The organism is Roseateles sp. GW821-FHT09B06, assembly GCF_059418245.1.
This window is the reverse complement of sequence record NZ_JBWKPM010000013.1, coordinates 108,486-134,895: the sequence shown is the minus strand read 5'-3', so window position 1 is coordinate 134,895 and position 26,410 is coordinate 108,486. Positions and strand designations below refer to the sequence as shown.

Below are 26,410 nucleotides of genomic sequence, written 5' to 3'. Positions count from 1 at the left end.
CTGAGCCCCAGAGGCACTAACAAGGGTGGGTCAAGATTGGATGGAAACGGTGGGTCAGGATTGCGCGGGAATCAACATACAACCCCTGAAGCGCCACAAACAGGTCGACAACGGCCATCAGGGAGGATGCGCATGAATGATGAGGACACCCGTCGCCCGGAAGACGCCGACGCAACCGATGGTGCCCGTGCCGCGCCGCGCGAGCCCCTGCCGGTGGTTCGCCTGCAAGCCGCCACCTCGGCCAGGCTCAATCTCGCCGATTTCCAGAATGCGGTGCCTGCCCTGCACGAGCTGGCCATCGTCAATGAGACCGCGGACAAGCTCGCTGAGCTGACCGTCAGCGTCAGCTCAGAACCTGCGTTCCTAAAGCCTCGCGTTTGGAACCTGGATGCCGTGGCGGCAGGTGCGACCTACCACCTCACCGATCTGGATGTGCAACTGGACGGGGCCCTGCTTTCCCGTCTGACGGAGGCGGAACCCGCCACCTTGCATTTCGAACTGCGCAGCCGCCAGGCGCCCGAGGTCGTGATAGCGCGGCATGAGCGCGTGCTGGAGCTTCTTGCACGCAATCAGTGGGGCGGCATCGGCCATGTGCCCGAGATGGTGGCGGCCTTCGTTCAGCCCAACGACCCGGCGGTGGATCACCTGCTCAAGGGCGCTGCGCAGGCGCTGCAGGCGGGGGGCAAGTCGGGCTCCATCGATGGCTACACCCACGGTGCCAAGCGTGCATGGGAGCTGGCGTCCGGCATCTGGACGGCCGTGCTGCAACGTGGGCTCCACTACGCCTTGCCGCCCGCCAGCTTCGAACACAGCGGTCAGAAGGTTCGCGGCCCCGGGCAGGTGATCGATGCCGGCCTGGGCACGTGTCTGGACCTCACGCTGCTGTTCGCCGCCTGCCTGGAGCAGGCGAATCTCAATCCGCTGCTGATCTTCACCCGCGGCCATGCCTTTGTCGGACTGTGGCTGCGCGACGAAGAATTCTCCACGGCGGTGATCGATGACATCACGGCGCTGCGCAAGCGATTGAAGCTGCAGGAACTGCTGGTCTTCGAGACCACGCTGACGGCCCAGGGGCAGCCGGTCGGCTTCAGTCAAGCCATAGCTCACGCCACTCGCCAGCTGTCGGAAGACGAGGACGACAAGTTTGAGCTGGCGGTCGATGTGAAGCGCGCGCGCCGATCACGCATCAAGCCCTTGGCACTTGCACAGACGATCACTCACCAAGCGGCGCATCAAGCCGAGGCGCCCAAGGCTGCGGCCCTCTTCGAGAACGCCCCCGAGTTGCCCGATGAGATGGCAATCGATGCTCCTGCGGCCGATCTGGACCCCAAGGACAGGCTGATCCGCTGGCAGCGCAGGCTGCTGGATTTGTCACTGCGCAACGCGCTGCTCAACTTCAAGCCAGGCAGGAAGTCCCTGCTGCTGGAGGTGGCCGCCCCGGCTCTGGAAGATGCACTGGCGGAGGGTCAGACGCTCAAGCTGCTGCCAAGCGCAGAACTGATGCAAGGCCGCGACCCGCGCAGCCAGCAGCTGCACGAGGCCCGCAGTCTGGAAGACCTGCGCCGCGCCCACGCGGCCGATGCGCTGCAGCGCCGCGAGGTCTACATCCGCCTGGAGGAGCAGGAGCTCGACAACCGCATGGTCGAGCTCTATCGCGGCGCGCGCAACGCGCTACAGGAAGGCGGGGCCAACACCTTGTTCCTCGCGCTCGGTTTCCTGATCTGGACGCGCCCCGACAAGCCCGATGTCCGCATCAAGGCGCCGCTGATCCTGCTGCCGGTCTCGCTGAGCCGCAAGAGCGCTCGCTCGGGATTTTCCGTGCAGGCCTACGACGATGAACCGCGCTTCAATCCCACCCTGGTGGAGATGCTGCGCCAGGACTTCGAACTGGAGCTCGGCATTCCCCTCGGGGACCTGCCGCGCGATGAGGCCGGGCTGGACATCGCTGGCATCTGGAAGCGCGTGCGCTTCGCTATCAAGGACATCCGCGGCTGGGAAGTCAGCGAAGAAGTCGTCCTGTCGATGTTCTCTTTCGCCAAGTACCTGATGTGGAAGGACTTGGCCGAACGTACCGAGGATCTGCGCAAGTCGCCCGTCGTCGCCCATCTGCTCGACACGCCACGCGAGCCCTACCCGTCCACCATGCCATTCCCGGACGCTCGCCGGCTCGATGCGGACTACACGCCTCAGCAGGTCTTCAGCCCGCTGCCCGCCGATTCTTCCCAGCTCTCGGCGGTGATGGCGGCCGCCAGGGGCAAGGACTTCGTGCTGATCGGCCCGCCCGGCACCGGCAAGAGCCAGACCATTGCCAACCTGATCGCCCAATGCCTGGCCGAAGGCAAGCGCGTGCTCTTCGTGGCCGAGAAGATCGCCGCGCTGGATGTGGTCTACCGGCGGCTGCGCGAGGTCGGACTGGGCGAGTTCTGTCTCGAACTCCACTCCAACAAAACCCGCAAGCTCGATGTGCTGAGCCAGCTGCAGAGAACCTGGGAAACCCGCGGCGAGGTCGATGCTGCCGCCTGGGCCGCCAAGGCTGAGCAGCTCGGCCGCGTGCGCGAGCAGCTTTCGACCTATGTCGAGCGACTGCATCGCCGTCACGGCAATGGCCTGACGGTCTACCGCGCCATCGGCAGCGTCGCCGGCGGCACTGCCATGCCGGATCTGCGATTCTCGTGGCCCTCGCCGCAGGCGCATGACGAAGCCGGGCTGGCCGGCCTGCGTGAGTTGGCTGGTCGTCTGCAGGTCAACGCCACGGCGGTGGGGGCGCAGCATCTGCTTTCCGGCCCGCTGGCGCCCGTACACCAGACCGACTGGTCGGCCCGCTGGCAACAGGACGTGGTGCAGTCCGCGCAGGCGCTGCATGAAGCCAGCGAGGCCTTCATGGCGGCCACTCGCCAGATCTGCGAACAGCTGGGCATCCCCCTCCCCGCCCTGCCCCGCCAGGCCCGCTCGTCCCTGGGCGTGCTGGCCAAGGCCTTGCCTCATGCAAGGGGCGAGGCCTGGAGCTTCTGCGCGCTGCCGCAAAGCGACATGCTCTGTGCTGAACTCAAGGCCGGCGTGGATCTGCTGGTGGAGCATCGGCAGCTCTCTGCGCAGATGAGCGTACCCTGGACTACCGAACTGCAATCGCAGCTGGTGCAGGCCCTGGATCTGCTGCAGAAACGCCGGCATCTGCATGGCGAACTCGGAGCGACCTGGCCCGCAGTGGTCAGCGACGAAATCGAGCGTGGCGTGCAATGGATCGAGGAGATGACGGCGCTGCGCGAGGGCTTGTCGGTGAAGTACGGCTCGGGCGTCGCGCAGCTCAATGTGTCGCAGCTGCAGCGCGAATGGGCCAAGGCCGAGAAGTCCATCTGGCCCCTGTCCTGGCTGGGCAAGCGCAAGGTGCGGGCTGCGCTGGAAGCGGTGATCGAAGGCACCGGAGAGCCCCGCGTGGCCGAAGATCTGGCCGCGCTGGTCCGCATCAGGAGCTTGCGTGAGGACGTTGGCCAGCTCAACCCCGGCGCGGCCGCCGAGGGCCTCTGGGCCGGAGTCAAAACCCGGACCGACCATGCGCGCAGCGCGCTGCGCGCCAATGCGGCGCTTCTGGCGGCCCGTGCGGGGCGCCCCTATGCGATGGACGGATTAGCAGCGGCCGCCGAGGGCCTGTGCGGCGAGCGTTGGGCGGTCGAGGTCAAGCGGCTGCAGAATTTGCTGGATCTGGATCAGCGCCTGGCCGACTGCGCCCCGCTGCTTGCGGCCAGCGATGGCCTCTGGCGCGGCGAGGAAACCGACCATGAATTGCTCCGCGCCGCGCTGGTCTTCGAACAGGAGCGCCGATCCCTGATGGCACGCGGGGTGCCTCAAGCCGATCATCCAGCCGTGGCCGAGGGCCGTTGCGGCGCCCGGCTGCAACTGGAACACCAGCGACTTCGGGACCGCGCCGGCCTAGAGGGCCGCTTGTCCGGGCTTGCCGCCATCGCGGCGCACTGCCCTGGCGTGTGGGCCGGCCTGGACACCGATGCTGAGGTCGTGGCACGCGCCTTGCGTTTTCATTCGTCGCTGCAGGCCGGCCTGGCCGGGCTGGGCCTGCCGGCGGCGGCGGCCGAGGCGGCACGCCTGGCCCTGCTGCGCGTGCTGGCCGAGCGCACACAGGAGCTGGGCGAGACTGGCAGCATCGGTCGGGCCTGCCAGCAAGTCCTGGCAAGGCTGCCGGATCTGCATGCCGCCGTTGATGCATTCAGTCACCAGGCTGCTCAGACGGATGAGCTGAGGCGCCAGTTCGCAAACTTGGAACCTGCAGCGCTGGCCGATGCGGCCCGGCGGCTGGTTGCGGCCCAGACCGGTCTGCATGCCTGGTGCGCCTGGCGCAACGCCCAGTTGGCTGCCCGCGACGCCGGCCTGGCAGCCTTGGTCGGCGCCATCGAGGCAGGCGGCATCGCACCGGCAGAAGCTCCGGCAGCTTTTGACGTGAACTACGCGCGCTGGTGGCTGGCCGTCGCGGTGGACGAGGACGAGGTGCTCAAGCGCTTCGTCTCCGCCGAGCATGAACGGCGCATCAGCGAGTTTCGCGCCCTGGACGAGGAGTTCACGGCGGTCACCCGGCAGTGGATACGCGCCAAGCTCTGCGCCGACCTGCCTTCCGTGGACGGCCTGCAGCGCAACAGTGAATGGGGGGTGCTGCGCCGCGAGATCACGAAGAAGCGCCAGCACCTGCCCTTGCGGCAGTTGCTTGAGGAGATTCCCTCGGTTGTGCTGCGGCTCACACCTTGCCTGTTGATGAGCCCCTTGTCGATCGCACAGTACCTGTCGGCCGACGCCAGCAGCTTTGACCTCGTCGTCTTCGACGAGGCCTCCCAGATTACGGTATGGGACGCCATCGGCGCGATGGCGCGCGGCAAGCAGGTCGTGATGGTGGGCGACCCCAAGCAGTTGCCACCGACCAATTTCTTTGATCGCGCGGACTCGTCCGAGGGCGATTCGGAAGATGTCGAAAGCGATCTGGAAAGCATCCTGGACGAATGCCTCGGCGCCAGCCTGCCCACGCGCCATCTTTCATGGCACTACCGCTCGCGGCACGAGAGCCTGATCGCCTTCAGCAACCATCGCTACTACGACGGCGGCCTGGTCACCTTTCCCTCGCCGGTGACGGACGACCGCGCCGTGAGCTTCCATCCGGTGAAGGGGCAGTACGAGAAGGGCGGTGCCCGCATCAACAAGCCGGAGGCGCACGCGCTGGTGGCCGACCTGGTGGCGCGGCTGAAGTCGCCGGCCTTCCGACAATCCGGCCTGACCATCGGCGTGGTGACCTTCAATTCCGAGCAACAGGGGCTGATCGAGGATCTGCTCGACGATGAACGCCGCAAGGATCCGGGGCTGGAACCCTTCTTCTCGGAGGTCGAACTGGAGCCGGTGTTCGTCAAGAACCTGGAAAGCGTGCAAGGCGACGAGCGCGACATCATGTACTTCTCCATCACCTATGGGCCGGACATGGCGGGCGCGCTGTCGATGAACTTCGGGCCGCTGAACCGGGACGGCGGTGAGCGGCGACTGAACGTGGCGGTCACGCGGGCCCGGCATGAGTTGCGCGTTTTCTCCAGCCTGAGGGGCGAGCAGATGGACCTGTCGCGCACCAAGGCCAACGGCGTGCGTGACCTCAAGCATTTCCTGGAGTTCGCGGAGCGCGGGCCACGGGCATTGGCGGAGGCCCACTTGGGCAGCCGAGGTGACTTCGACAGCCCCTTCGAGGCAGGCGTGGCCGCGGCGCTGGGCCGCAAGGGCTGGCAGGTGCACACACAGATCGGCGCCTCATCCTTCCGCATCGATCTCGGCGTGGTGCATCCGGACTTCGCCGGACGCTACCTGGCCGGCGTCGAGTGCGACGGGGCAACCTATCACCGGTCCGCCACCGCGCGCGACCGCGACAAGCTGCGGGAACAGGTCTTGCGTGGCCTGGGCTGGCAGATCCTGCGCATCTGGTCGACCGGTTGGTGGGTCGACCCCGGCGGCACCTTGGAGCGGGTGCATCAGCAACTGAGCGAACTGCTGGCGGCGGAACGCGAGCGGCGCGCGACCGAGCCCACTATCGAGCGGGTTGACGATCACGCCGGATCAGCACCCGAAGAACTCGCTCCGAACGCGGCAGCCATGGCCGAGGCGACGCTGGCCATCGCCCTTGCCGCCGCCCATCCGCAAGAGCCGGGCGGCACCGCCAAGGTGCAGGCGCAGCGAGAGACAGCGCCCGCCTACGCACATGCGGCGCTGTCCCAGACGGCAGCGGAACTGGGTATTAACGACCGCGCGGAGAAGCGTCTCTTCCATGTGTCAAAGCCCGTCGACGCGGTGCCGCCGGGCAGCGTCGCGGCGGAACAGTTCTATGAACCAGCCTATGACCCTGTACTCGGCGTCATGATCGACTGGGTCGTCGCCCATGAAGGTCCGGTGCTGGACCAGGTGCTCGCGCGGCGCATCGCGAGGGCGCACGGATTCCAGCGTACCGGCAGCCGGATTCAGGAGCGGGTGGAGCAACTCGCGCAGCGTCGGTATGCCGGCACCGAAGAGCCGGGCGGGACCTACTACTGGCCGGCGGGCACGGCCGCAGGGGCCGAGTTCGCCTTCAGGTGGCCCGGCGACGATGAAGGGACGCGCGGCGTGGAGGAAATCTGCGAACAGGAGTTGGTGTCGCTCGCGCGCTGGGTTCTCGCAGGCGGCAAGACTGGCGAGGAGGCCCTGATTGCGATGGCGCGCGAACTCGGTTTGTCGAAACTGCGCGCGGCAAGCCGAGGCCGACTGGAGGAGGTGCTTGGGCTTGCGCGGGGTTGAGTCGCCCAAGCCCCAAAACATCGGCCGCCCTGCTCCGCATCGCCCGGCACCCTCATCGCGGCTTCATCGCCAAGTTGAACGCCCCAATCGCGCTTGTGGATGTGAAACAGGGATTCGAATCATCAGGAGTACCGCAAGGGACTGCGGCCAGCGGATACATCGGGTCATCACTGCGTTTGTCGACGAAACCGAACAAGCGGTCACTTTCGTTGCCCAAAACACTGCGACTGCGAGACTGGCGCATCCACATGGACGTCCATGGCTGACGTCCATTTTCTAAGCTTCGAAATCCAGCAGTGCCTTTGTAGGTCGTTGATTTACAAGGATCTTGGATACATTTTCTGCGGAGCGGTCTAGATTCCCGCCCTCTCCGCCAAAACACACTTCTCAGGAAATCCAAGGCCGTCCCAGAGACGGCCTTCTTTCGTTCGTTTCAAGGGGAAATGGTCTTCTCCAGGCTCCAACCAACGTCTCAAGCTTCCCCTCAAGATCCCATTGCTTCCTGCCCTCTTTTGGGGGTCACTTTGGGGGCAAGACTTCCGAGAGCAAGCCCCGGACACTGGTCTCCGTCGATGCCAGCTGAAGCGTTGCGATGCGCCACGCCTCCTCGGCACCCATCCCCAGCCCTCGCAAGGCTGCGGCCGCGCTCTGCTCGGCGAAATCCGGCTCGCAGCCGGGCTTGAGCATGCAGTTCGCTGCGCCGATGACGGCGCCGGCGACGATGTTCAGCGCCAGCGCGATGGGCATCGGCGTGAATCGACCGCGCCGCAATCCCTCCCGGAGATCGCGCTCGACGAAGTCGAGCAGGACGGTCGGGCCGCGCACGTCGGGCCAGCCCAGCCGGACCAGAAAGCTGGCGGCCAGCGGATGGTCCAACGCCAGTCGAGCCACCAGCCGCATGCCGCAGGACACCCGCTCTGCCGGATCGTCGTGACGCTGAACGACGGGCTCGGCCATGCGGATCAGCTCGTTGGCGACATCGACGGCCAGTTCGCGTACCAGTGCCTCCGGTGAGGTGAAGTATTTGTAGAAGGTGCCGCGCGACACCTGGGCGGCGGAAATGACGTCGTCGATCGACATCGCCGCCGGGCCTTTCTCGGCCACCAGTTTCATTGCGCTGGCGAGCAACCTGGCCCGCATCCGCTCACGTCGCTCGGCGGCGACCCGCTGTCGATGGTCTTCGGTCTCCATGGGGAGATTGTGCCAGCCCGGCCTGATGAAAACGACACCCTTGTCATGATGACATTAATGTCATTATGATGCCGAAAAATCAAAACGATTACCGGCAACTTGACAGGAGACAACATGCACGCACCTTCCAGGCTGAAGCAACTCGCCGTCCCAGCCGCGGCTCTGGTATTCCATGGCGCCGTCATGGCGATCAACGGCGCCCAGCCCGGCGGCTACGGCGTCAAGAACGCGTCGATGGGCGGCGCCTCCATCGCGCTGCCGCTGGACGCCGAGGCGGCGGCGAACAATCCCGCCGGCCTGGGCTTCCTGCCGTCTTCAGCGACCCTGGGCGCCCAGGTGTTCAACGGTCGCTCGTCGGCCGACTATGTGCTGCCCGGCAACAGACTGGGCAACCAGCAGACCGAGCTGGCGCCCGAAGGCGGCTTCAACTGGCGCTTGAACAGCGCCTGGACCCTGGGGCTCAGCATCGCCGGCAGCGGTGCGGGCTCGGACTATGGCCAACAGGCGCTGCCCGTGCCGGGCGCGGGCAAGGCCAAGACCACGCTGCGTGTGGCGGAACTGATTCCGGCCTTCGCCTGGACACCCAGCCCAGGACTCTCGCTCGGCCTGGGCCTCAATGTCGCCGTGCAGCAGTTCGAGGCCGACGGCGTGGTCGTGCCGGCGCCGGTCCCCGGCGGGCTCGCCCCGGTGCCAAGCCACGGCAAGCAAACGGCGACCGGCGCCGGCCTGCGCGCCGGCCTGCTGTGGAAGGCGACAGAGGACTGGACCCTCGGCATCAGCCTCAAGTCGCGCACCCACATGGGCAAGCTCAAGGGCTACGAGCAGGACCTGCTGGCCTACAGCGCCGGCCGCCTGGACGTGCCCGCACAGTACGGTGTCGGCGTTGCCTGGGCCGCAAGCGAGCGCCTGACGCTGGCCGCCGACTGGCTGCGCATCCTCTGGGGCGATATCAAGGCGATGAAGGATCCGAACGGTTTCGCCTGGAAAAACCAGCCGGTCCTGCGCCTCGGCGCGGCCTGGCAGCTCGACGAACGCTGGACCCTGCGGGCCGGCTTCAGCCGCAACAGCGGCCAGATCGACAGTTCCCGGACCGTGCAGAACCTGCTGGTGCCATCGATCAATCGGCGCGCCTTCAGCCTCGGCGCCAGCTGGCAGCTCGACCCGAATGGCGAGATCAACCTGGGCTACGAGCTGAACCCCCGCACGACGTTGACAGGCACCGGCCCCAGCACCGGCACAAATCTGACAAGCAAGGTCCAGATGCTGCTGCTCGGCTATCACCACCGTTTCTGAAGAGAGTTTCCCGTGACTGCTCATCGTGCCGTACTCCGGCAACCCGAGGCCTATCCCGAAAGCCGCGTTCCGCCCGGCGTTCAGACCTTGCAACGGCCGCCCGCCCTCGGGCGCGCCACCGAACTGGCTTTTCTGCGCTGGGAAAAGCGCGACCTGACCGGCACCGAGCGCTTCTGGCGCGACTTCGGCTTTCACATCGTTTGCGCCACACCGCAGCGCCTGGTGGCACGCGGCACCGGCAGCGCGCCCTGCATTGCCATCGCCGAAACCGGGCACGAGGACCGTTTCGTCGGCCCGGCCTTCCTGATGTCGGACGAGACCGATCTCCACCGCTACGTCCAGGAGTTCGGAGCGCAATGGCTGTCGCCCCTGCAGCTGCCCGCCGGCGGCCGGGGGATCGAGCTGCGGGATCCCAGCGGCCGCAGCGTCTGGCTGCTGCAGCAGCAGGACCACGTCGAGCCCCTGCCGCTGCGGCCGTCGGTGACGGCGATGACCAACACCGCCGACCGGACGCCGCGTGTGAACCACACCGTGCGCACGCCGATCGAGCCCGCGCACGTCGTGCGGCTGGGCCATGTGGTGCTGCAGACCGTGGACTTCACGGGCATGGCCCGGTGGTACTTCCGGGTGCTTGGCCTGATACCGACCGATGTGCAATATCTGCCGGACGGCAGCCCCAACTTGGCGTTTTGCCGGCTCGACCTTGGCGACCAGCCGGCCGACCACCACACGCTGGTGATCGTCGGTGCCATCGAGGAGAAGTACGAGCACAGCGCCTACGAGGTGCTGGATCTTGACGCCCTGGGCCAGGGCCAGCAGGTGCTGCGCGCCCAGGGCCATCGCCATATGTGGGGCATCGGCCGCCATCTGCTGGGCAGCCAGCTGTTCGACTACTGGCACGACCCCGAGGGCTTCGAGTACGAGCATTACACCGATGGCGACGTGTTCACGACCGAGGTCGAGCCCTGTTACTCGCCGCTTGATTTCGGCGGCATCTGGGCCTGGGGTGCCGATGCCCCGGCGTCGATGAAGCCGCAGAAGAACCTCCCCACGCTTGTGCGCCTGCTGAAGCTGATCCGCCGCAAGGCCATCACGCCCGAGCGCCTGAAGCTCCTGAGTGCCGCGCTCGATGCGCCGGCACGCCCCTGGCTCTAACAACTTCCGACCATGCCACGCACTCTTGTCCGCTATGCCCAGCAAGCCACGCCCCACTGGGGCGTCCTGTTCGGCCGCTCCATCGCCCCCTTGGCCAGCGACGCCAGCAGCACCGGCGAACTGCTGGAAAGCTGCTGGGATCTGATCTGGTCGACCCAGGCCGACAGCGCCACGATTCCCCTCGACCAGGTCCAGCTGCTGGCGCCGATCACCGAGCGCCAGCAGTTCATCTGCCAGGGCGTCAACTACCGCAGCCACATCGCCGAATCCGGTCTGCGCCTCGAGAACTTCCCCTTCAACACCCTTTTCACTAAGGCTCCCTCCTGCATCACGGCGGCCGATGCGCCGGTGGTGCGCCCCGCCCATGTGCAGTTGCTGGACTATGAGATCGAGCTCGGCCTAGTGCTGCGCCGGCCCCTGCCCGCCGGAGCCAAGGTCGGGCCCGAGGACCTGCCGCAATGGCTGGCCGGCATCACCATCGTCAACGACCTGTCGGCCCGCGACGTGCAGTTGCCGCAGGGGCAGTTCTACAAGGGCAAGAGCTACCGCGGCTTCGGCCCCGTGGGGCCGGGCCTGGTGCTGCTGACGCCGCAGGAGTGGACACGCTGGCCGGAGCTGCACATGCGGCTCGCCGTCAACGGCCAGGTCCGCCAGGACGCCTATTGCACCGACATGATCCATGGGCCTGCGGCCACGCTGACCGAACTCGCCGCGATGCACGACCTGCATGCCGGTGACCTGATCGCCACCGGCACGCCGGCCGGCTGCGCCGCGCGCGCGCCCGGCAAGCTGGCAATGTTTGTCCTCAAGCATCTGCTCAGCGAGGCGGGCAAATGGCGGATCTTCATCCGCAAGGGCTTGAGCAATCCCGCCTATCTGCGTCCCGGCGACCGCATCCAGGCCACGATCCGCACCGACGATGGGCTGATTGATTTGGGCGAGCAGACCACCCGCATCACCGCACCATGAACACATCGCAGCAAAGCTCGCAGGCGCCGGCAGCCTTTGACACCGACGTGCTGCTGGTCGGCCTAGGCCCGGTCGGCGCCGCGCTGGCCAATCTGCTCGGCCGCTACGGCGTGCGCGTGCTTGCCATCGACAAGGCCCAGGCCATCTTCGAGAAGCCGCGCGCCATCGCGCTCGACAACGAGGCTCTGCGCATCCTGCAGATGGCCGGCGTGCGCGATGGCGAGTTCGAGACCGTCGCCATTCCGCAGGTGCAGTACCGCTCGCCGCTGTTCGGCCGCTTCGCCCGCATCAACAGCGCCGGCATCATTGACGGCCACCCGGCGCTGGTCACTTTCTTCCAGCCCGAACTCGAACGCCTTCTTCGCGACAAGCTGGCGCAGTACCCCGGTGTCGAGGTTCGGCTGGGCGTCGAGCTGGAGAGCTTCGTCGATGACGGCCACGCCGTGCAGGCCGGGCTGAAGGATGCCTCCGGCCGGTTGACCCAGGTGCGCGCCCGCTACCTGGTCGGCGTGGACGGCGCTAACTCGTTGGTACGCCGCTCGCTGGGGCTGGATTTCGAAGGCCGGACCTTCCAGCAGGACTGGCTGATCGTCGACGCTTTCGACGTGCCGGCCCCGATCGACCATGTCGAGTTCGTCTGCGACCCGCAGCGCCCCACGCCCCGCATGGTGGCGCCTGGCGGACGGCAGCGCTGGGAATTCATGCTGCGCCCCGGCGAGAAGGCCGAGGACATGGAGAAGCCCGAGTCGGTGCGGCGCCTGCTCGCGCCCTGGTGCGACAGCCAGCGCATCCGCATCGAGCGCACGGCGGTCTACCGCTTCCATGCGCGCGAGGCCAGGCGTTTCTCCAAGGGCCGCTGCTTCCTGGCGGGCGATGCGGCCCATATCACGCCGCCGTTCGCGGGCCAGGGTCTGGTCGCCGGCCTGCGCGACGCAGCCAATCTAGCCTGGAAGCTGGCCTGGGTACTGCGCGGCCAGGCCAGCGAGCGCGTGCTCGACAGCTATGACACCGAGCGCCGCCCCCACGCCAGGAAGATCATCCGTCTGGCGCTGATGCTGGGCGCCCTGGTGATGCCGCAGAACCGCGCGGCCGCCTTTGCCATCCACGGCCTGATGAGCCTGCTGCGGCTGCTGCCGGCCGGCCGGGCGCTGTTCGAAGACCTCAAGGTCAAGCCGCAGAACACCTTCGACGAGGGCCTGTTCTGGCGCGAACGAGGCAGCGAGCGGCTGCGTGCCGGGGCCATGCTGCCACAAGGCTGGGTCCGGTCCGCCACCGGCGGCGGTCCCGTCCTCAGCGATGACGCGCTGGGCGCGCAATGGGCGCTAATCGGTTTCGGCATCGATCCGGCCGCCGGCATGCCCGCCGAACTGATGCAGCGCTGGCAGGCCGCAGGTGGCCTCTCCTGGCAATGGTGTCAGCGCTCCCAGGCCCAGCATCTCGCGCCGCCACAACGCAGGTTCGAAGCGCTCGACGAGGCATTGCTGCCGCGTCGGGTTCCGCTCGGTTGGATCGCCATCGTCAGACCCGACCGCTGCGTTCTCGCCGAAGGTCCGGCCGAGCGCGGAGAAGCACTGCTGCGTCGAGCCCTGGACCTCATCTCGCCGCCCTCGCCGGGCAACACCCACAACATCACGACCATCCCCAATGCGGCTTGAACTTGTATGCAAGACGGCGGCCACCCCGCCCCAATTCGACCTGCGCAGCGTCGATCTGCCACGGCCCGGCGCCGGCGAGGTGCTGGTGCGGGTGTTGGCGACCTCGGTGAACCCGATCGACGCCAAACGTGCGGGCGGCTACGGCCGGCGCCTGCTGTCGTTCAAGGGCGCCGCACGCTACCCCCTCGTCCTCGGCAACGACCTGGCCGGACGGGTGCAGGCCGTCGGCCCCGGCGTCACGCACCTCCGACCTGGTCAAAGCGTGCTGGGCCTGCTCGCCACCGGTCGCGCCGGTGGTGCCCATGCATCGCACGTCGTCGTCCCCGAGAGCCAGCTGATTGCCGCTGACCAGCATGCCGATCCGAAGGAACTTGCCGTGCTGCCCTACTCCTTCGTCACGCTGTGGCTCGCGCTGCGCGCCGTCGGGCTGGGGCAGTCCAGCGCGCGTGAGGCCAGGGTGCTGATCAACGGTGCCAACGGCGCCCTCGGCCGGCTGGCTCTGCAGGTGCTGGTGCCCTGGGGCAGCCGGGTCAGCGCGATCTGCGGCCGGGGCCAGAGCCGGGCCGCTCTGGATCTGGGAGCCGAGGTGGCCGTCGAGCGTAGCCCGGGCTGTATCGACGCGCTGCCTGCCGACTTCGATGCCGTGCTGAACTTCGGCAGCTGGGATGACGACGCGGCGCTCACGCGGCGACTCGGGCCCCAGGCCCTGGGCCAGGCGACAACCGTTCACCCCTTGCTCGCCAACTTCGACCGACTTGGCTGGCTGAGCGGCGCCTGGGCCAGCCGCCGCGACTGGCGCGGCGCGCGCGCCAGGGTGAGCGCACGGGCGCCCCAGGCACGCTATGCCTGGACCGTCTTCAAGCCCGACCGCGAGGCCTTGGAGGCGCTGGCCCAGGGTCTGCGGGAGCGCTGCATCGCGCTGCCGGTCGGGCTTACCCTGCCGCTGGACCAGGCCAACACCGCCTTCGAGCATGTGCGAGCCGGCCGCCCCGGGCGTGCCGTCCTGCTGCCCTGAGGGGCAGCCAACATCAACGGGAAAATCATGCAAGCAATCTCCTGCCTGGCCGATGTGCTCGCCCTCGAGGGCGAGCCAGCCCCCGCGCTGCCCAAGAGCAGCTACGCCATGATCCATGCCGCCGCGACCGCACACCCCGCAACGCCGGCCCTGTCCTTCTTCCCGCGGGTGGACGACCATGAGCACGCGCAGGTCTGGAGCTACGCGGACCTGCTGGCAGGCATCAATGCAAGCGCCAACCTCATGCACGAACTGGGCGTCGGCCCCGGCGACGTGGTCGCCTTCGTGCTGCCCAATCTGCCGCAGACGCATCTGGTGATCTGGGGCGGCCAGGCCAGCGGCATCGTGTTCCCGATCAATCCGCTGCTGGAGGCAGCGGCGATCGCCGATCTGATGAACGCCGGCCAGGCCAAGGTGCTGGTGACGCTGGCACCGGGAACGGAACTCTGGCGCAAGCTGGAGCCCGTGCTCGGCAAGGTGGCCTCGCTCGAGCGGATCCTGCTACTGGCCCCGGCCGGCGCGGTGCCGGCCGAATCCCTGGAGGCCGCAAGCGCCGCGCTGCCGCAACGGATCGGCGTCCTGGACTTCGCCAGCGGCCTGCAGCGCCAGCCCACTGATCGTCTGCTCAGCGGCCGCCAGATCGAGCCCGGCGAGCTCTCGTCCTATTTCTGCACCGGCGGCACGACCGGCGCGCCCAAGATCGCGATGCGCTCGCATGGCAACGAGGTGGCCAATGCCTGGAGCACGGCCCAGCTGTTGGGCGATGGCATCGGCCCCGGCCGCAACATCTTCTGCGGCCTGCCGCTGTTCCATGTCAACGCCGTGCTGGTGACCGGCCTGCTGCCCTTCTCGCGCGGCGCCCATGTGATCCTCGGCAGCCCCCAAGGCTACCGCGACACTGCGGTCGTCGGCCGCTTCTGGGAGCTGGTCGAGCGGCATCGGATCAACTTCTTCAGCGCCGTGCCGACGCTCTATGCCGCACTGCTGCAGCAGCCCATGGAGGGACGCGACCTGAGTTCGCTGCAGTACGGGCTGTGCGGCGCCGCGCCGATGCCGGTGGAGCTGATGCGCGGTTTCGAACAGCGCACCGGGCTGAAGATCCTGGAGGGCTACGGCCTCACCGAGGCCACCTGCGTCAGCAGCTGCAACCCGCCGCAGGGCGAGCGCCGCCTCGGCTCGATCGGCATCCGCCTGCCCGGGCAGGCGATGAAGGCGGTGGTGCTGAACGGGGCCGGCGCCTACCTGCGCGACTGCGAGGTCGGCGAGGTCGGCCTGCTGCTGATCAGCGGCCCCAATGTGTTCAGCGGCTACAAGGTGCCGGAACACAACCGGGATCTTTGGGTGGACTGCGGTGACGACCGGCGCTGGCTCAACACCGGGGACCTGGGACGCCAGGATGCCGAGGGATACTTCTTCCTGACGGGGCGCCGCAAGGAACTCATCATCCGCGGCGGCCACAATATCGACCCTGCGAGCATTGAAGGCCCGCTGCACCGGCACCCCGCCGTGCAGCTGGCCGCCGCGGTCGGCCGCCCCGATGTGCATGCGGGCGAACTGCCGGTGGCCTACGTACAGCTCAAGACGGGCGCCCTGGCGACCGAGGACGAGTTGCTGTCCTTTGCCCGCGAGCAAATCACCGAGCGCGCCGCGATGCCGAAGGCGATCCGCGTGATCGCGCTGATGCCGCTGACCAGCGTCGGCAAGATCTTCAAGCCCGAACTCAGGCAACGCGAGATCGCCGATGCCCTGCACATGGCCCTGCAGGAGGCTGGAGCCGCGCCCGCCCGGCTCGCGGTGCTCAACGACCCGCAGCTCGGCATCCGCATCGAGGTCGAGCTGGCCAACGGCCTGGACGCCGGCGCCGCGCGCCGGGTCCTGGGCCAGTTCCCGTTCCGCTACGACGTGGAACTGCGCGGCCCCGCGTCCATGGGCGATGCCTGAGGCGGGGTCGGCCGGCCAGCCGGCCACCGGTGCGCGGCCTGGCCGCCTTGGCCGGCGCTGACGGCGCCGAGTGGTGCGGCCCTGCGGCCAGCTTGTTGCGCGGGCATTGATCGCTGCCGGTCTGCGGCCATGGTCGGCACTCCGGCCTGCTGTGCAGCGCATTCGAAAGCGCCGTCCGCCCCTGTGGCACCCAAGCCGCGAAGGACTGTGCGCAATCGCTCAATTGCGCCGCGACGGACGCCCTTTTTTCCACGCCTGCTAGAGGATGAGGTCATGGCGACCCCACTTGCTCGAGATCCGGCCCCAAGGCGAGGCATCCCTTGGCGGATCGGGCGCCTGCCGCCCTGGCGAAGCGTTCGGGACGGGGCCTGCCCCCAGCCGGTCGCGCCGGCAAGGGAGCGTCTGATCAGTGCGCGGATCTGGGCCCTGGCCGTTCTGGCCATCGCGACCGCGACGCTGCTGCCGGTCCTGCAGGCGCTGCCGCTGCGCGAGATCCCGCCGCAGCTGCTCGCCCGTCTGGACGTGGGGGCCAGAATCGCCGCGGCCGGCATCGCGCTGGCGATTTCCCTGCTGACCTGGAACACGCGACGGGACCAGCCGCTCAACTTCGTGCTGACCGGCTTCGCCTTCTTTGCCGTGGCCGTGCTCGGTGCGGGACAACTGGTCGTACTGCCGGACCGCTCGTCATTCGCCCAAGGTGCGCGTGTGGCAATGGTCCTGCGACTGGGGGCCGACTGCGCGGCGGTCGCTGCGCTGTTTGCGGCCGGGCTTGCGCCAGCGCGGCCGGGCTCGATCCTGGCGCTCCGCGCGGGTCTGACTGTCACGGCGGCCGGCATCGCGGCCACCGTCGCGCTGGCCCTCGCCGCGCCAGCCTGGTCCTACTCCGGCGCGCAGGCCGCAGCCGGCGTCGAGCTGTTCCTGGCCGCTGCCGACCTCGTCGTCGTGGTGCTCCTGCTGAAGCGCAGCCCTCGTGGCAAGGCCTCCTTCGTCCTGCTGATGCTGGCAGCCACGGTGCTGGGCATGGGATCGAGCCTGCCCCGTGAGGCCGCCACGAGCGACCTCCTCGGCAACATGTACAAGGCGCTGGCGGCCCTACTGGTGTACCTGGCGTTGTTCCGCGAGGGCGTCCTGGCCCCCTGGCATAGGCTGGTCGCATCCGGGCTGGCGGTGGAACAGGACCGCAGGCGCTACCAGCAGCTGTTCGAGAGCGCGCCCGACGGCCTGATGGTGGTCGACGAGCGGGGCACCATCGTGCAGGCCAATCCGGCGGCAGCTGCGATGTTCGGCTGGCCCATCGCCACGATGTCGGGCCTGCGGGTCGAGGCACTGCTGCCGCCGCAGCTGCGTGCCGGGCATGAGCGCGCCCGCAGGCGCTTTCATGCCCGGCCCCAGGCGCGCGAGATGGGTCGAGGCGGTTCGCTGACCGCCATCCGCAGGGACGGCAGGACGTTTCCGGTCGAGATCGCGCTGGTCCCGCAGACATGCGAAGAGGCACCTCGCACGCTGTGCATCGTGCGCGACGTGACCGAACGCCGCCAGCTCGAACGGTCGTTGATGCGGCAAGCGCTGCACGACGCGCTGACCGATCTGCCCAACCGGCGCCACTTCTACCAGAGCCTTGCCAAGGCGCTGGCACATGCCGAGCGGCACGGCGGCGCGCTCGCGCTGATGTTCATCGATCTCGATAACTTCAAGCAGGTCAACGACACGCTCGGCCACAGCCATGGCGATGCGCTGCTGCAGCAGGCCGCGCAGCGGCTGTGCGGGACGCTGCGCGCCGGCGACCTGCTTGCGCGCATGGGTGGCGATGAATTCGCGCTGCTGCTCAACGACGCCCAGGCGGCCGACGCCGCCGCCGTTGCCGGCAAGGTGCTGCGCGTGCTGGAGCCCGAGTTCCTCCTCGCCGGGCAGACCACCAAGGTGGGAGCAAGCATCGGCATCACGCTGTTCCCGGCCGACGGACACAGCCCCGAGGAGCTGCTGGCCCATGCGGACATCGCGATGTACCGCTCCAAGCATCGCGGGCGCAACGGCTGGTGCTTCTTCGAGCAGGGCATGAACGAGGAGGTGCGCGAGCGTCTGTCCTTGCAGCGCGATCTCGCCCATGCCATCGAGCGCGGCCAGCTCGAGCTCGCCTTCCAGCCGCGCGTGGCGGCAAGCAGCGGCGCACTGAGCGGCTTCGAGGCCCTGCTGCGCTGGCGGCATCCCGCGCGCGGCCAGGTGTCGCCCGAGGTCTTCATCGCCCTGGCCGAGGAAAGCGGCCTGATCGTGTCGATCGGAGCGTGGGTGTTGCGCGAAGCCTGCGCCCAGGCCAGCCGCTGGCGTTCGGCCGGCGCAGAAGGACTGACGATGGCCGTCAACGTGTCGACCCATCAGCTGCGCGACCCCGGCTTCTCGGACTGCGTCCAGCGGGTGCTTCACGAGACCGGATGGCCGCCCGAACAGCTTGAGCTCGAGATCACGGAAACCGCGCTGATGGCGGATCCGCGCCAGGCCGCAGCCTTGCTGCACAGCGTCAGCGAACTCGGCGTGCGCTTCGCGGTCGACGACTTCGGCACCGGCTATTCCTCGCTGGCCTATCTGAACGACTTTCCGCTGCATCGACTGAAAGTGGACCGCAGCTTTGTGCGCGGCCTGCATGCCGATGGCAGCGGGCGGGTGATCGCCTCGTCGATCATCGCGCTGGCCCACGCCCTGGGCTTGCAGGTCACGGCCGAAGGCGTGGAAACCCCGGAGCAGCAAGAGTTCCTGCTGCTGCGGCAATGCGACGAGCTGCAGGGTTACCTCTTCAGCCCGCCATTGCCGCCCGCGGAATGCGACATCTGGCTGTCGCAGGCGCAGCCGCCGAGCCCGATGATTGCTCACACATGTCCTCCCTCCCCCTCATCGCCCGCATATGCCCAGCAACACATCGACGCGTGACAGCATTTGCAGCGACTGCGCCGTCTGCCAGGTCTGCGTCTTCGGCAGACTCCCCGACGCGGAGCGCTCCTTGCTGGCGCCGCAGATTCGCCAGCGCATCCTGCATCGCGGCGACCTGCTGGTAGAGGAAGGGAAGACGGCCCGGTTTGTTCGCATCATCAAGCTAGGTACCGCCTTCGCCTACCGCCGCGGACTGGACGGCCGGGCCCGGCCGATCGGCGTCATGAGCCGCGGCCATGCGTTCGGGATTCTGGGCGCGTTCGGGGGCGTGAACCAGGTGTCCGGACTCGCGTTCTCGACGACCCGCATTTGCGAACTGCCCCTTGTCGCCCTGCGCGATATGAGCCTGTGCGGATCAAAGCTGCTCGCCCACCTGGTTGGAGCGGTCCTGGAGAACGTTGCCGCGATGGCCGCCTGGTCGGAAGCGATGCGCCTGTCGGGTGTCATCAACCAGCTTGCCTACATCATGGTCTTGCTGGCCGACGCGGGTAAATCCGCCATGGTGCAACTCCCGAGCCAGTCCGCCTTGGCCGAACTGCTCGGAACCCGTCGCGAAACGATCGCTCGCAGCCTGCGCACGCTCACTGACGAAGGCGGCATACGCCGCTGCGAAGGCAGGCGCTACGAGGTTTTTCGCAGCGCCCTGCTCGCACGCCTGTGATCGGCAGCATGCGAGCAAGGACTGATCCTCACGGCGATGCGCACGACCAACGACTGACGCGAGATTCGTTCTTGCGATGCTCTACCGCTCCTCGATGCGCGCCGTCGCTCATTGCAGAGATTTCCGAGACGACAACCCAGCCTCAAGAGGCAGATGCATGCACAAGACGCCGCCCGTGACTCAACGAGAGTTCGACTTTCCCGATGACGCGACCCTGATGTCGGTCACAGACACGCGCAGCCACATCGGCTACGCCAATGCCGCGTTCATCGAAGCGTGCGGCTTCGATCGGGAGGAGATCCTCGGACAGCCGCACAACATCGTGCGCCATCCCGACATGCCCAAGCAGGCCTTCGCGGACATGTGGGCCACGCTGCAGGGTGGCGAGTCCTGGTCGGCGCTGGTCAAGAACCGGCGCAAGAACGGCGACCACTACTGGGTGCGTGCCAACGCGACGCCGGTGCGCCGCGACGGGCGGCTGCTGGGCTATATGTCGGTGCGGACCAAGCCGATGCGCGCCGAGGTCGAAGCCGCCGAGCCGCTGTACCGGGATCTCCGCGAGGGCCGGCTGCGCGGACGCAGGCTGCACAAGGGACTGCTGATCCGGACCGGAGTCCTCGGCTGGATGTCGGCGCTCCAGACCCTGTCCGTCACGTGGCGGATTCGAAGCTGCTCGATCGCCAGCACCGCCTGCATCGTCGGCGCCTGCGCGCTGGCCGGGCTCGGAGGCGCCGCGCTCGGCAGCGTCGCCGCCGCCGCGACGCTGACCGGACTTGCCGCATGCCTCTGGCTGGAGTCGCAGATCGCGGTGCCCCTCGCCACGGTGCTGCGGGTGGCCCTGCGGGCCGCGGAGGGCAACCCCGAGCGCAACGTCAGCCTGAACCGCGTGGACGAGATCGGCATGCTGCTGCGGGCGGTCAACCAGTCGGCCCTCAACCTGCGCTCGCTGCTGGCCGATGTGGGCGGCCAGGCCGCGGGCGTCCATGCTGGCGTGGCGGACATCGCCGCGGGCAACCAGGACTTGAGCGCGCGCACCGAGCAGACGGCCAGCAGCCTGCAGCAGACGGCGGCATCGATGGAGCAGCTCGGCGCTACCGTCAGCCAGAACGCCGGCAGCGCCAGGCAGGCCGATCAACTGGCCGCGAGCACGTCGGCCATCGCCGGCAAGGGCGGGGAGCTGGTACGCCAGGTGGTCGACACCATGAGGGACATCGACGAGAGCTCGCGCAGGATTGCCGAGATCATCGGCGTCATCGACGGCATCGCCTTCCAGACCAACATCCTGGCGCTCAATGCCGCGGTTGAAGCCGCCCGCGCCGGCGAGCAGGGGCGCGGCTTCGCGGTGGTCGCCGCCGAGGTCCGTCGCCTCGCGGGCCGCGCCGCCGACGCGGCCAAGGACATCAAGGCACTGATCGCGGCCAGCGTCGCGCGCGTCGAGCAGGGCACGGCCCTGGTCGATCAGGCCGGCGCCACGATGGGCGAGATGGTCGCTTCGATCCGGCGTGTCACGGCGGTCATGGGGGAAATCAGCAGCGCCAGCGCCGAGCAGAGCGCCGGCGTGGCGCAGGTGGGCGTAGCGGTGAGCCAGATGGACCGGGCAACGCAGCAGAATGCCGCGCTGGTGGAACAGAGCGCGGCCGCCGCCGCGGTCCTGAAGCGCCAGGCGCAACTGCTGCTGGCTGCCGTGGCGGCGTTCGAGCAGGCCCCCGCCAGCGCCCCGAAGTAGCCGGGGCGGTTTCCGGACGGCGCGGGCGTTCAGGTCGACAGCTGCGGCACGCTCACCGCCTCGATCGCCGCGCCGCCGGCCCGACCGACCGCCTGCGGGGACGGCCGGTGCTCCCGGGCGCTGCCGACCAGGGCCTCGATGTCCGTGAGGATGAGCATGCGCTCGACGTGCCGGCCTTGAGGCAGGCCATGCCGAGGATGTAGCCCGCCGCACCCGCGCCGCCCACTTCCGGCGCCGGCCGGATGCTCTCGGCGCCCAGGGCCAGCACGTCCGAGACCGCATCGACGATGGCGCCGATCACGCGGCCGCGCAGGTTCAGGATGATCACCACCGTGAAGTCGGTGTATTGCACGCTGTCGCAAGCGAGGATCAGGCGCAGGTCGACGATGGGGACGATGACGCCGCGGAGATTGATCACGCCCTTGCCGAAGGGCGGCGCGTCGGCGATGCGCGTGGGCACCTCGTAGCGGCGGATCTCCTGCACGCGCAGGATGTCGATCCCGTACTCCTCGGCACCCAGTCGGAAGCTGAGGAACTCGCGGGGCAGGATCGGGGCCTGGCGCGCGGCCGGTGCGGCGGCGGCGGCTGGCGCCGGCTCGTCAACAGTCATGGACATGGGAATCCTCGCGGGCCTGGAAGCGGTTTTCCACATGGTGGGCCTTTCGAATGGCAAGGGTGGATGCCCGGCGCGATCAGTCAGCTCGCCGATGTTCCAGTGCCGCCTGCTGACGCGGGCAGGTCCGCGTTATCGGCGCTGCCCGCGTCACCGTACCGGCGCGTCTGGCGCGCCAGCCGGTGCATTAACGCGCCGTCGCCGTCGGCTTGCTTGCCGCAGTGCGCTTGAGGGGCTTGACCGGGAAACCATCGAAGACCGCCGCGACCGCCTTCTCGGCGGCGCTGCCCGCGTCGCGCAGCATTTCCGCGCTCACGCGGCCTTCGGCGGTGCCGTGCCAGACCACCTCGCGCCGCTGCGTGTCGGCCAGGTCGATGGCCAAGCGCCCCAGGCGGTAGTCTTCCGTCTCCACGCCGTCCCTGCCGGGGAAGTTTCCCGGTGTCGCGCGCAGACCTTGGCGCTCTTCCACGACCGCGGCGATGTTCACCAGCAGGTCCGGCGAGAACTCGTCGAAGGTATAGCCGCGGCGCTCCAATTGGCTGCGCGTGGCGGCGATCAGGCGCCGCTCAATGAGCGAGTTCCCCTGGGCCCGGCCGGGGAGGAACGCAAACGTGCGGTAGGAATGGAAGTCGGCGTCGGGATCCTGGATGCGGGACAGGTCGGGTTTGGCCGCGCAACCGGCCAGGGCCAGGGCAGCAAGGCCGAGCAGCAGCGATCGGCGATGGGTGTTGTTCATCATGCTCATGGAGATCCTCCTTGGGAATTGACCGGGCTTGCCGGCATGCGCACCGCGGCGCGGTGCATGGTTTCGGTACTTGGTCTGTCGGTCCTGTCTCGCGGCGGTACGCCTCGAGCTTTCTCAGGGAGCGGTCACACTGTCGGCACGGACCAGTGCTTGCGCGTCCAGCAGGCTGTTCTGCAACCATTCGTAGGTCACATAGGCCAGCCCGTTGTCGCCCCACTCCCCGGACCACGAGTTCTTGACGATGAAGTAGCCGCCGCCCTGGACCTTCTCGCTGTCCTGGTAGCCGATGACCAGCACTTCATGACCGCACAGACTGGCGCCGCAGCTGTCGGCCTTGATCGCCCAAGAGACGACGCCGCCCTTGAACGTCGCGAGCTGGAAGTCGTGGTTGGCGTTGACGCTCATCACCACCGGGTGGCCGCGATACAGCGCCTGCTTGATCCGCCCGATCGAGGCATAGAGCTGATGCGCCGTGCTCAGGCGGTAGCCGCTGGCCGCTGCGGCCTGCGGGTCCTGCTGTTTGCTGTCACTGCCACCGCCCTGCGCCTCGGTCTGAGAGCAGGTGGCATTAGGGTACTTGCTGTTGTAGCGGGCGCAGGCCTTGTCGTCCTTGTTGTACGGCCAGTGCGCCTCCTTCACCCAGCGCGTCTGCTTGCCGACGAAGGCGGCGATCGTGTCGTAGGGGGCCAAGCCCGCTTCGCCCCAGGTGTTGGTCAGCCGCTTGCCTTCGAAGTAGGTGTTCTGCTCCGAGAGGTCGATGTCCTGAGCTTGCCGGGCCAACAGCAGCTCCATGCCGCCGTTCAGCGCGAACGCCACGCAGGCGCCCCGCTCGCTCTGGTCCCGGATGCTGCCCTTGATGTCGGCCAGGCCGGCAACCAGTGCGCTGCGCCCCACCCCCAAGGCAGCCGAGTCGGTCGTGTTGCAGCCATTCAGTCCGTCGGGACAGCTGTTCTTCGATGCCGATATCAGCCTCACCTTGTAGTCCCCGAACAGGCGGACCAGCTTGTCGTCGGTGGCCTCGACGAACGAGGCCAGTTCGCTGCCCGCGTCCTGGTAGGAGATCACCTGGCTGGTGATGCTCGTCAGATCGGCCTGCCAACGGGTATCGCCTCTGGCATCGCCATAGGAGGGTGTGTGGAAGCCGCTGGCGTTGTCGTCGGAGTCGTCGCCGCCACCGCAAGCCTGGAGGCATAGGACCGCAGCGAGCAAGGGCGCTTGAAAGATTTTCATGATCTAGTTGTTTGTGTTGTTGAGAGCTGCGCGAAGCCGGCCACTTGACGGCGAGCGCCAGTGTCAAAGCTCGGCCCGGTCAAGTCGTCTCGCGACGGTCCCGGCTCGGTACCGCTTGCGTCAGGCAGGTTCCAGATGAGTACGCCCAGGCAAGGCCAATGCGCCTGCCTTTACGGCGAACGCTTGGCACGAGCGGTGCCTAATCGGTACCGGCCCGAGACGACCCCACCGGGCCGCGCTCCGACACTGACGCGCATGGCCAGACGGCCTGGCTTCACTTGACCCACATTCACAAGACCATGCAATTCGCCCGTGCCCCCCTGCCCCTCGCGGCACTGTCGATCCAACCCTGCCGGCGCGGATGTCCGCGCCTACTCCGATGACAGCGTCAACAAGCTCTGCACGCCCCTGCAAGGCGCGGCCAAGCGCCGGATCAGCTGACAAACAAGGGCGCCGCCGCCGTCTGCCAGGCGCGCAAGCGCTGGTGCAGAGCGACAAGGCGGCTTTTCGACTCGATACCTCGACCGACCTGCGGCATTCGAAGCGCGTCGAGTCCGCGTTGGCGGCCGCCGATCGCGCGCGCGAGGTTCCGGCCTTTTCTCAACTCTGCCTCGAACCATCATGGACAAACTGCGATCAATGACCGTGTTCGAGCAGGTGGTGGCCGAGAACGGCTTCGCGGCGTGCTCCAGAAAGCTTGGTATCTCGCCGGCGGCGGTCTCGCGCCTGATCGCCGACCTGGAGAATCACCTGGGTGTGCGGCTGATCCAGCGCACAACCCGCCGGATCGCCTTGACGCCGGCGGGCGAAGCCTACCTGGATCGCATGCGCAGCGTTCTCGCCGAGCTCGAAGCGGCCGAGGAAGTAGCCCGCAGCCATGCCCACGAGATGGCCGGCAGGATTCGTGTGTGCTCGCTGCCGGGCATGGCCACGCACCTGGTCGCACCCACGGTGGCCGCGTTCCGGCGCCGACACCCCAAGGTGACGATAGAGCTGCATTCGGACGCGCAGGCGGCCCGCTCGATCGAGGCGATGGACATCACGCTCCTGACCGACCAGATCACCGTCCCGCCCGACGCCGTCATCCGCAACGTGGTCGAGACCACCTCCATCCTGTGCGCGTCGCCGGATTACCTTCGCCAGCACGGCGAGCCCCTCGCTCCCCAGGAACTAAGCGCACACGCCGTGGTGCGCCTGAGCCTGCCCGGCATCGATCCCGACTCGATTCGCCTGGTCGACGAAACCGACCGGGGCCGCGAGGAGGCCGTCGGCATCAGCCCCGTGCTGAGCTGCAACGACCACGACGCGGTGCTGCGCAGCACCCTGGACGGTGCCGGAATCAGCAGCCAGGCGCTCCAAGTGGCAGCGCCGATGCTGCGCAGCGGTGAGCTTCGACGCGTGCTGTCTCCCTGGATTGCCGAGCGCTTCACGCTGATCGCTGCCTTCGCCAGCCGGCGGCACATGCCGCCGCGCACGCGGGAGTTTCTGGATCATCTCGTGCTCTACGCGGAACAGTCCAAGGCCTTGATCGGCTGACATGCAAAGCTTGACGACCTGCTGCTGGACCAGGGCGTCAAGCGGAAGCACCCGTCGGCACGCCTCTCAGGAGGCGCGCTTGCTTGGCTGTTTGCGGATCACAGCCCCTGCGATCGCCGCGCCACAGCCAAGCTCGCCGGTAGACCGGCCCCGTGTGTTGCCTTCCCAGCGCAATGGCCAATTGTTTCGAAATTCAAAACGCCCCATTTTGTTCACATGGATGGGCAAGAACTATGCGACCAACTAGCATTCATTTCATCAAAACAAAACCACAAGAAACCTGATGAACAAGCATTCTTTCCAAGCTGCAACCGGCCTCGACCGGATTTCTCCACACGCTGGGTCGGGCGGAGTTTCCAAAACATTCGGTCGCATCAGGGCCGCGCGCACTCTGGATGACATCGGTCACCGAACACTCAACGTTATTGCGCTGTTTTGTATCGCCATTACTGCGATCTTGTCCATTTTCAATCAACTACCAGGAGGACATTAATGCAAAACATCGCTGTCACGCAAACATGTTCCCGAGTATTTGAACGAGACCGTCCCTATTCCGCCCTTTTTGGGAACCGGAGCGACACGGCAGGCTTCAGGTACGTAGATTCCCTCCTCAATCCCAAGCGCAGGTTCCTGCTGAACCCAGACTTCGTGGAAACGTCCGATGGCGCATCTATCTGCGCCTGGCCGACTGCGGGCCGGGTCAACGTCTGGCTTTGTTCCAGCAGTGGCAATGCCACACGATTCTCTCTCCTGCCCGCAGAGGCCGGCACCCTGATCGAACTGCTTCAGCTCGCGAAGGAGGTAGTTGAATGAGCGGGCAATCCCAGGCGCAGAGCTTGGCACGAATCATGGGCCACCCCAACGCCGCAATTAATTACGGCCTGGAATACACGATGCACAAATCCGAAAAATCTCGTATCACCGGCTCACCGCCGTGGTGACATTCTCGATCTGCTG

The 26,410-nt window shown here is 67.6% G+C and carries 17 protein-coding genes and 1 pseudogene; 14 read left to right on the top strand and 4 right to left on the bottom strand.

Annotated features, from left to right (window positions below; genetic code table 11):
* Positions 1 to 132 precede the first annotated feature (132 nt).
* Positions 133 to 6,801 (top strand): anti-phage protein ProA, encoded by a 6,669-nt coding sequence (proA, locus tag AC07OQ_RS13635; protein ID WP_495053666.1) that lies wholly within the window; start codon positions 133 to 135, stop codon positions 6,799 to 6,801.
* 519 nt (positions 6,802 to 7,320) lie between these two features.
* On the opposite strand, the gene AC07OQ_RS13630 is transcribed toward proA, so the two are convergent.
* Complete coding sequence (locus tag AC07OQ_RS13630) at positions 7,321 to 7,992, bottom strand: TetR/AcrR family transcriptional regulator (RefSeq protein ID WP_495053665.1); 672 nt, start codon at positions 7,990 to 7,992, stop codon at positions 7,321 to 7,323.
* Positions 7,993 to 8,106: 114 nt separating this feature from the next.
* On the opposite strand from AC07OQ_RS13630, the gene AC07OQ_RS13625 reads away from it, so the two are divergent.
* The 9 genes from AC07OQ_RS13625 to AC07OQ_RS13585 all read left to right on the top strand — a co-directional run bounded on the left by AC07OQ_RS13625 (position 8,107) and on the right by AC07OQ_RS13585 (position 21,329).
* Positions 8,107 to 9,285, top strand: a complete 1,179-nt coding sequence (locus tag AC07OQ_RS13625) for an OmpP1/FadL family transporter (RefSeq protein ID WP_495053664.1) — start codon at positions 8,107 to 8,109, stop codon at positions 9,283 to 9,285.
* A gap of 87 nt (positions 9,286 to 9,372) precedes the next feature.
* Positions 9,373 to 10,440 carry a VOC family protein gene (locus AC07OQ_RS13620; protein WP_495053663.1) on the top strand — a complete coding sequence of 356 codons (1,068 nt, stop codon included), beginning with the start codon at positions 9,373 to 9,375 and terminating at the stop codon, positions 10,438 to 10,440.
* A 12-nt stretch (positions 10,441 to 10,452) separates the two neighbouring features.
* The gene (locus AC07OQ_RS13615) at positions 10,453 to 11,409 is read left to right on the top strand and encodes a fumarylacetoacetate hydrolase family protein (protein WP_495053662.1); all 957 of its coding nucleotides are present in this window, start codon (positions 10,453 to 10,455) and stop codon (positions 11,407 to 11,409) included.
* The gene (mhpA, locus tag AC07OQ_RS13610; RefSeq protein WP_495053661.1) at positions 11,406 to 13,064 is read left to right on the top strand and encodes a bifunctional 3-(3-hydroxy-phenyl)propionate/3-hydroxycinnamic acid hydroxylase MhpA; all 1,659 of its coding nucleotides are present in this window, start codon (positions 11,406 to 11,408) and stop codon (positions 13,062 to 13,064) included. The genes AC07OQ_RS13615 and mhpA overlap by 4 nt, the downstream gene beginning before the upstream one ends.
* The gene (locus AC07OQ_RS13605; RefSeq protein WP_495053660.1) at positions 13,054 to 14,079 is read left to right on the top strand and encodes an alcohol dehydrogenase catalytic domain-containing protein; all 1,026 of its coding nucleotides are present in this window, start codon (positions 13,054 to 13,056) and stop codon (positions 14,077 to 14,079) included. The genes mhpA and AC07OQ_RS13605 overlap by 11 nt, the downstream gene beginning before the upstream one ends.
* Before the next feature lie 27 nt (positions 14,080 to 14,106).
* Positions 14,107 to 16,020 carry an acyl-CoA synthetase gene (locus tag AC07OQ_RS13600; RefSeq protein ID WP_495053659.1) on the top strand — a complete coding sequence of 638 codons (1,914 nt, stop codon included), beginning with the start codon at positions 14,107 to 14,109 and terminating at the stop codon, positions 16,018 to 16,020.
* Positions 16,021 to 16,293: 273 nt separating this feature from the next.
* Complete coding sequence (locus AC07OQ_RS13595; RefSeq protein WP_495053658.1) at positions 16,294 to 18,942, top strand: putative bifunctional diguanylate cyclase/phosphodiesterase; 2,649 nt, start codon at positions 16,294 to 16,296, stop codon at positions 18,940 to 18,942.
* Positions 18,917 to 19,603 (top strand): Crp/Fnr family transcriptional regulator, encoded by a 687-nt coding sequence (locus AC07OQ_RS13590; protein WP_495053657.1) that lies wholly within the window; start codon positions 18,917 to 18,919, stop codon positions 19,601 to 19,603. Before AC07OQ_RS13595 ends, AC07OQ_RS13590 begins: the two co-directional genes overlap by 26 nt.
* Positions 19,604 to 19,760: 157 nt before the next feature.
* The gene (locus AC07OQ_RS13585) at positions 19,761 to 21,329 is read left to right on the top strand and encodes a methyl-accepting chemotaxis protein (RefSeq protein WP_495053656.1); all 1,569 of its coding nucleotides are present in this window, start codon (positions 19,761 to 19,763) and stop codon (positions 21,327 to 21,329) included.
* A 29-nt stretch (positions 21,330 to 21,358) separates the two neighbouring features.
* On the opposite strand, the pseudogene AC07OQ_RS13580 reads toward AC07OQ_RS13585, so the two are convergent.
* From AC07OQ_RS13580 to AC07OQ_RS13570, 3 genes and pseudogenes are all read right to left on the bottom strand, one after another.
* Positions 21,359 to 21,945, bottom strand: a pseudogene (locus AC07OQ_RS13580) (chemotaxis protein CheW).
* Positions 21,946 to 22,129: 184 nt separating this feature from the next.
* On the bottom strand, positions 22,130 to 22,687 hold the full coding sequence (locus AC07OQ_RS13575) for a DUF4136 domain-containing protein (RefSeq protein ID WP_495053655.1): 558 nt from the start codon (positions 22,685 to 22,687) through the stop codon (positions 22,130 to 22,132).
* 114 nt (positions 22,688 to 22,801) lie between these two features.
* Positions 22,802 to 23,917 carry a C1 family peptidase gene (locus AC07OQ_RS13570; protein WP_495053654.1) on the bottom strand — a complete coding sequence of 372 codons (1,116 nt, stop codon included), beginning with the start codon at positions 23,915 to 23,917 and terminating at the stop codon, positions 22,802 to 22,804.
* Between the two features lie 621 nt (positions 23,918 to 24,538).
* On the opposite strand from AC07OQ_RS13570, the gene AC07OQ_RS13565 reads away from it, so the two are divergent.
* The 4 genes from AC07OQ_RS13565 to AC07OQ_RS13550 all read left to right on the top strand — a co-directional run bounded on the left by AC07OQ_RS13565 (position 24,539) and on the right by AC07OQ_RS13550 (position 26,394).
* Positions 24,539 to 25,453, top strand: coding sequence for a LysR family transcriptional regulator (locus AC07OQ_RS13565; RefSeq protein ID WP_495053653.1), 915 nt, complete (start codon positions 24,539 to 24,541; stop codon positions 25,451 to 25,453).
* A gap of 283 nt (positions 25,454 to 25,736) precedes the next feature.
* Positions 25,737 to 25,946, top strand: a complete 210-nt coding sequence (locus AC07OQ_RS13560) for a hypothetical protein (protein WP_495053652.1) — start codon at positions 25,737 to 25,739, stop codon at positions 25,944 to 25,946.
* Positions 25,946 to 26,266 carry a hypothetical protein gene (locus tag AC07OQ_RS13555; protein ID WP_495053651.1) on the top strand — a complete coding sequence of 107 codons (321 nt, stop codon included), beginning with the start codon at positions 25,946 to 25,948 and terminating at the stop codon, positions 26,264 to 26,266. Before AC07OQ_RS13560 ends, AC07OQ_RS13555 begins: the two co-directional genes overlap by 1 nt.
* A complete protein-coding gene (locus tag AC07OQ_RS13550) occupies positions 26,263 to 26,394 on the top strand; it encodes a hypothetical protein (RefSeq protein ID WP_495053650.1) in 132 nt (43 codons plus the stop codon). The genes AC07OQ_RS13555 and AC07OQ_RS13550 overlap by 4 nt, the downstream gene beginning before the upstream one ends.
* Positions 26,395 to 26,410 lie beyond the last annotated feature (16 nt).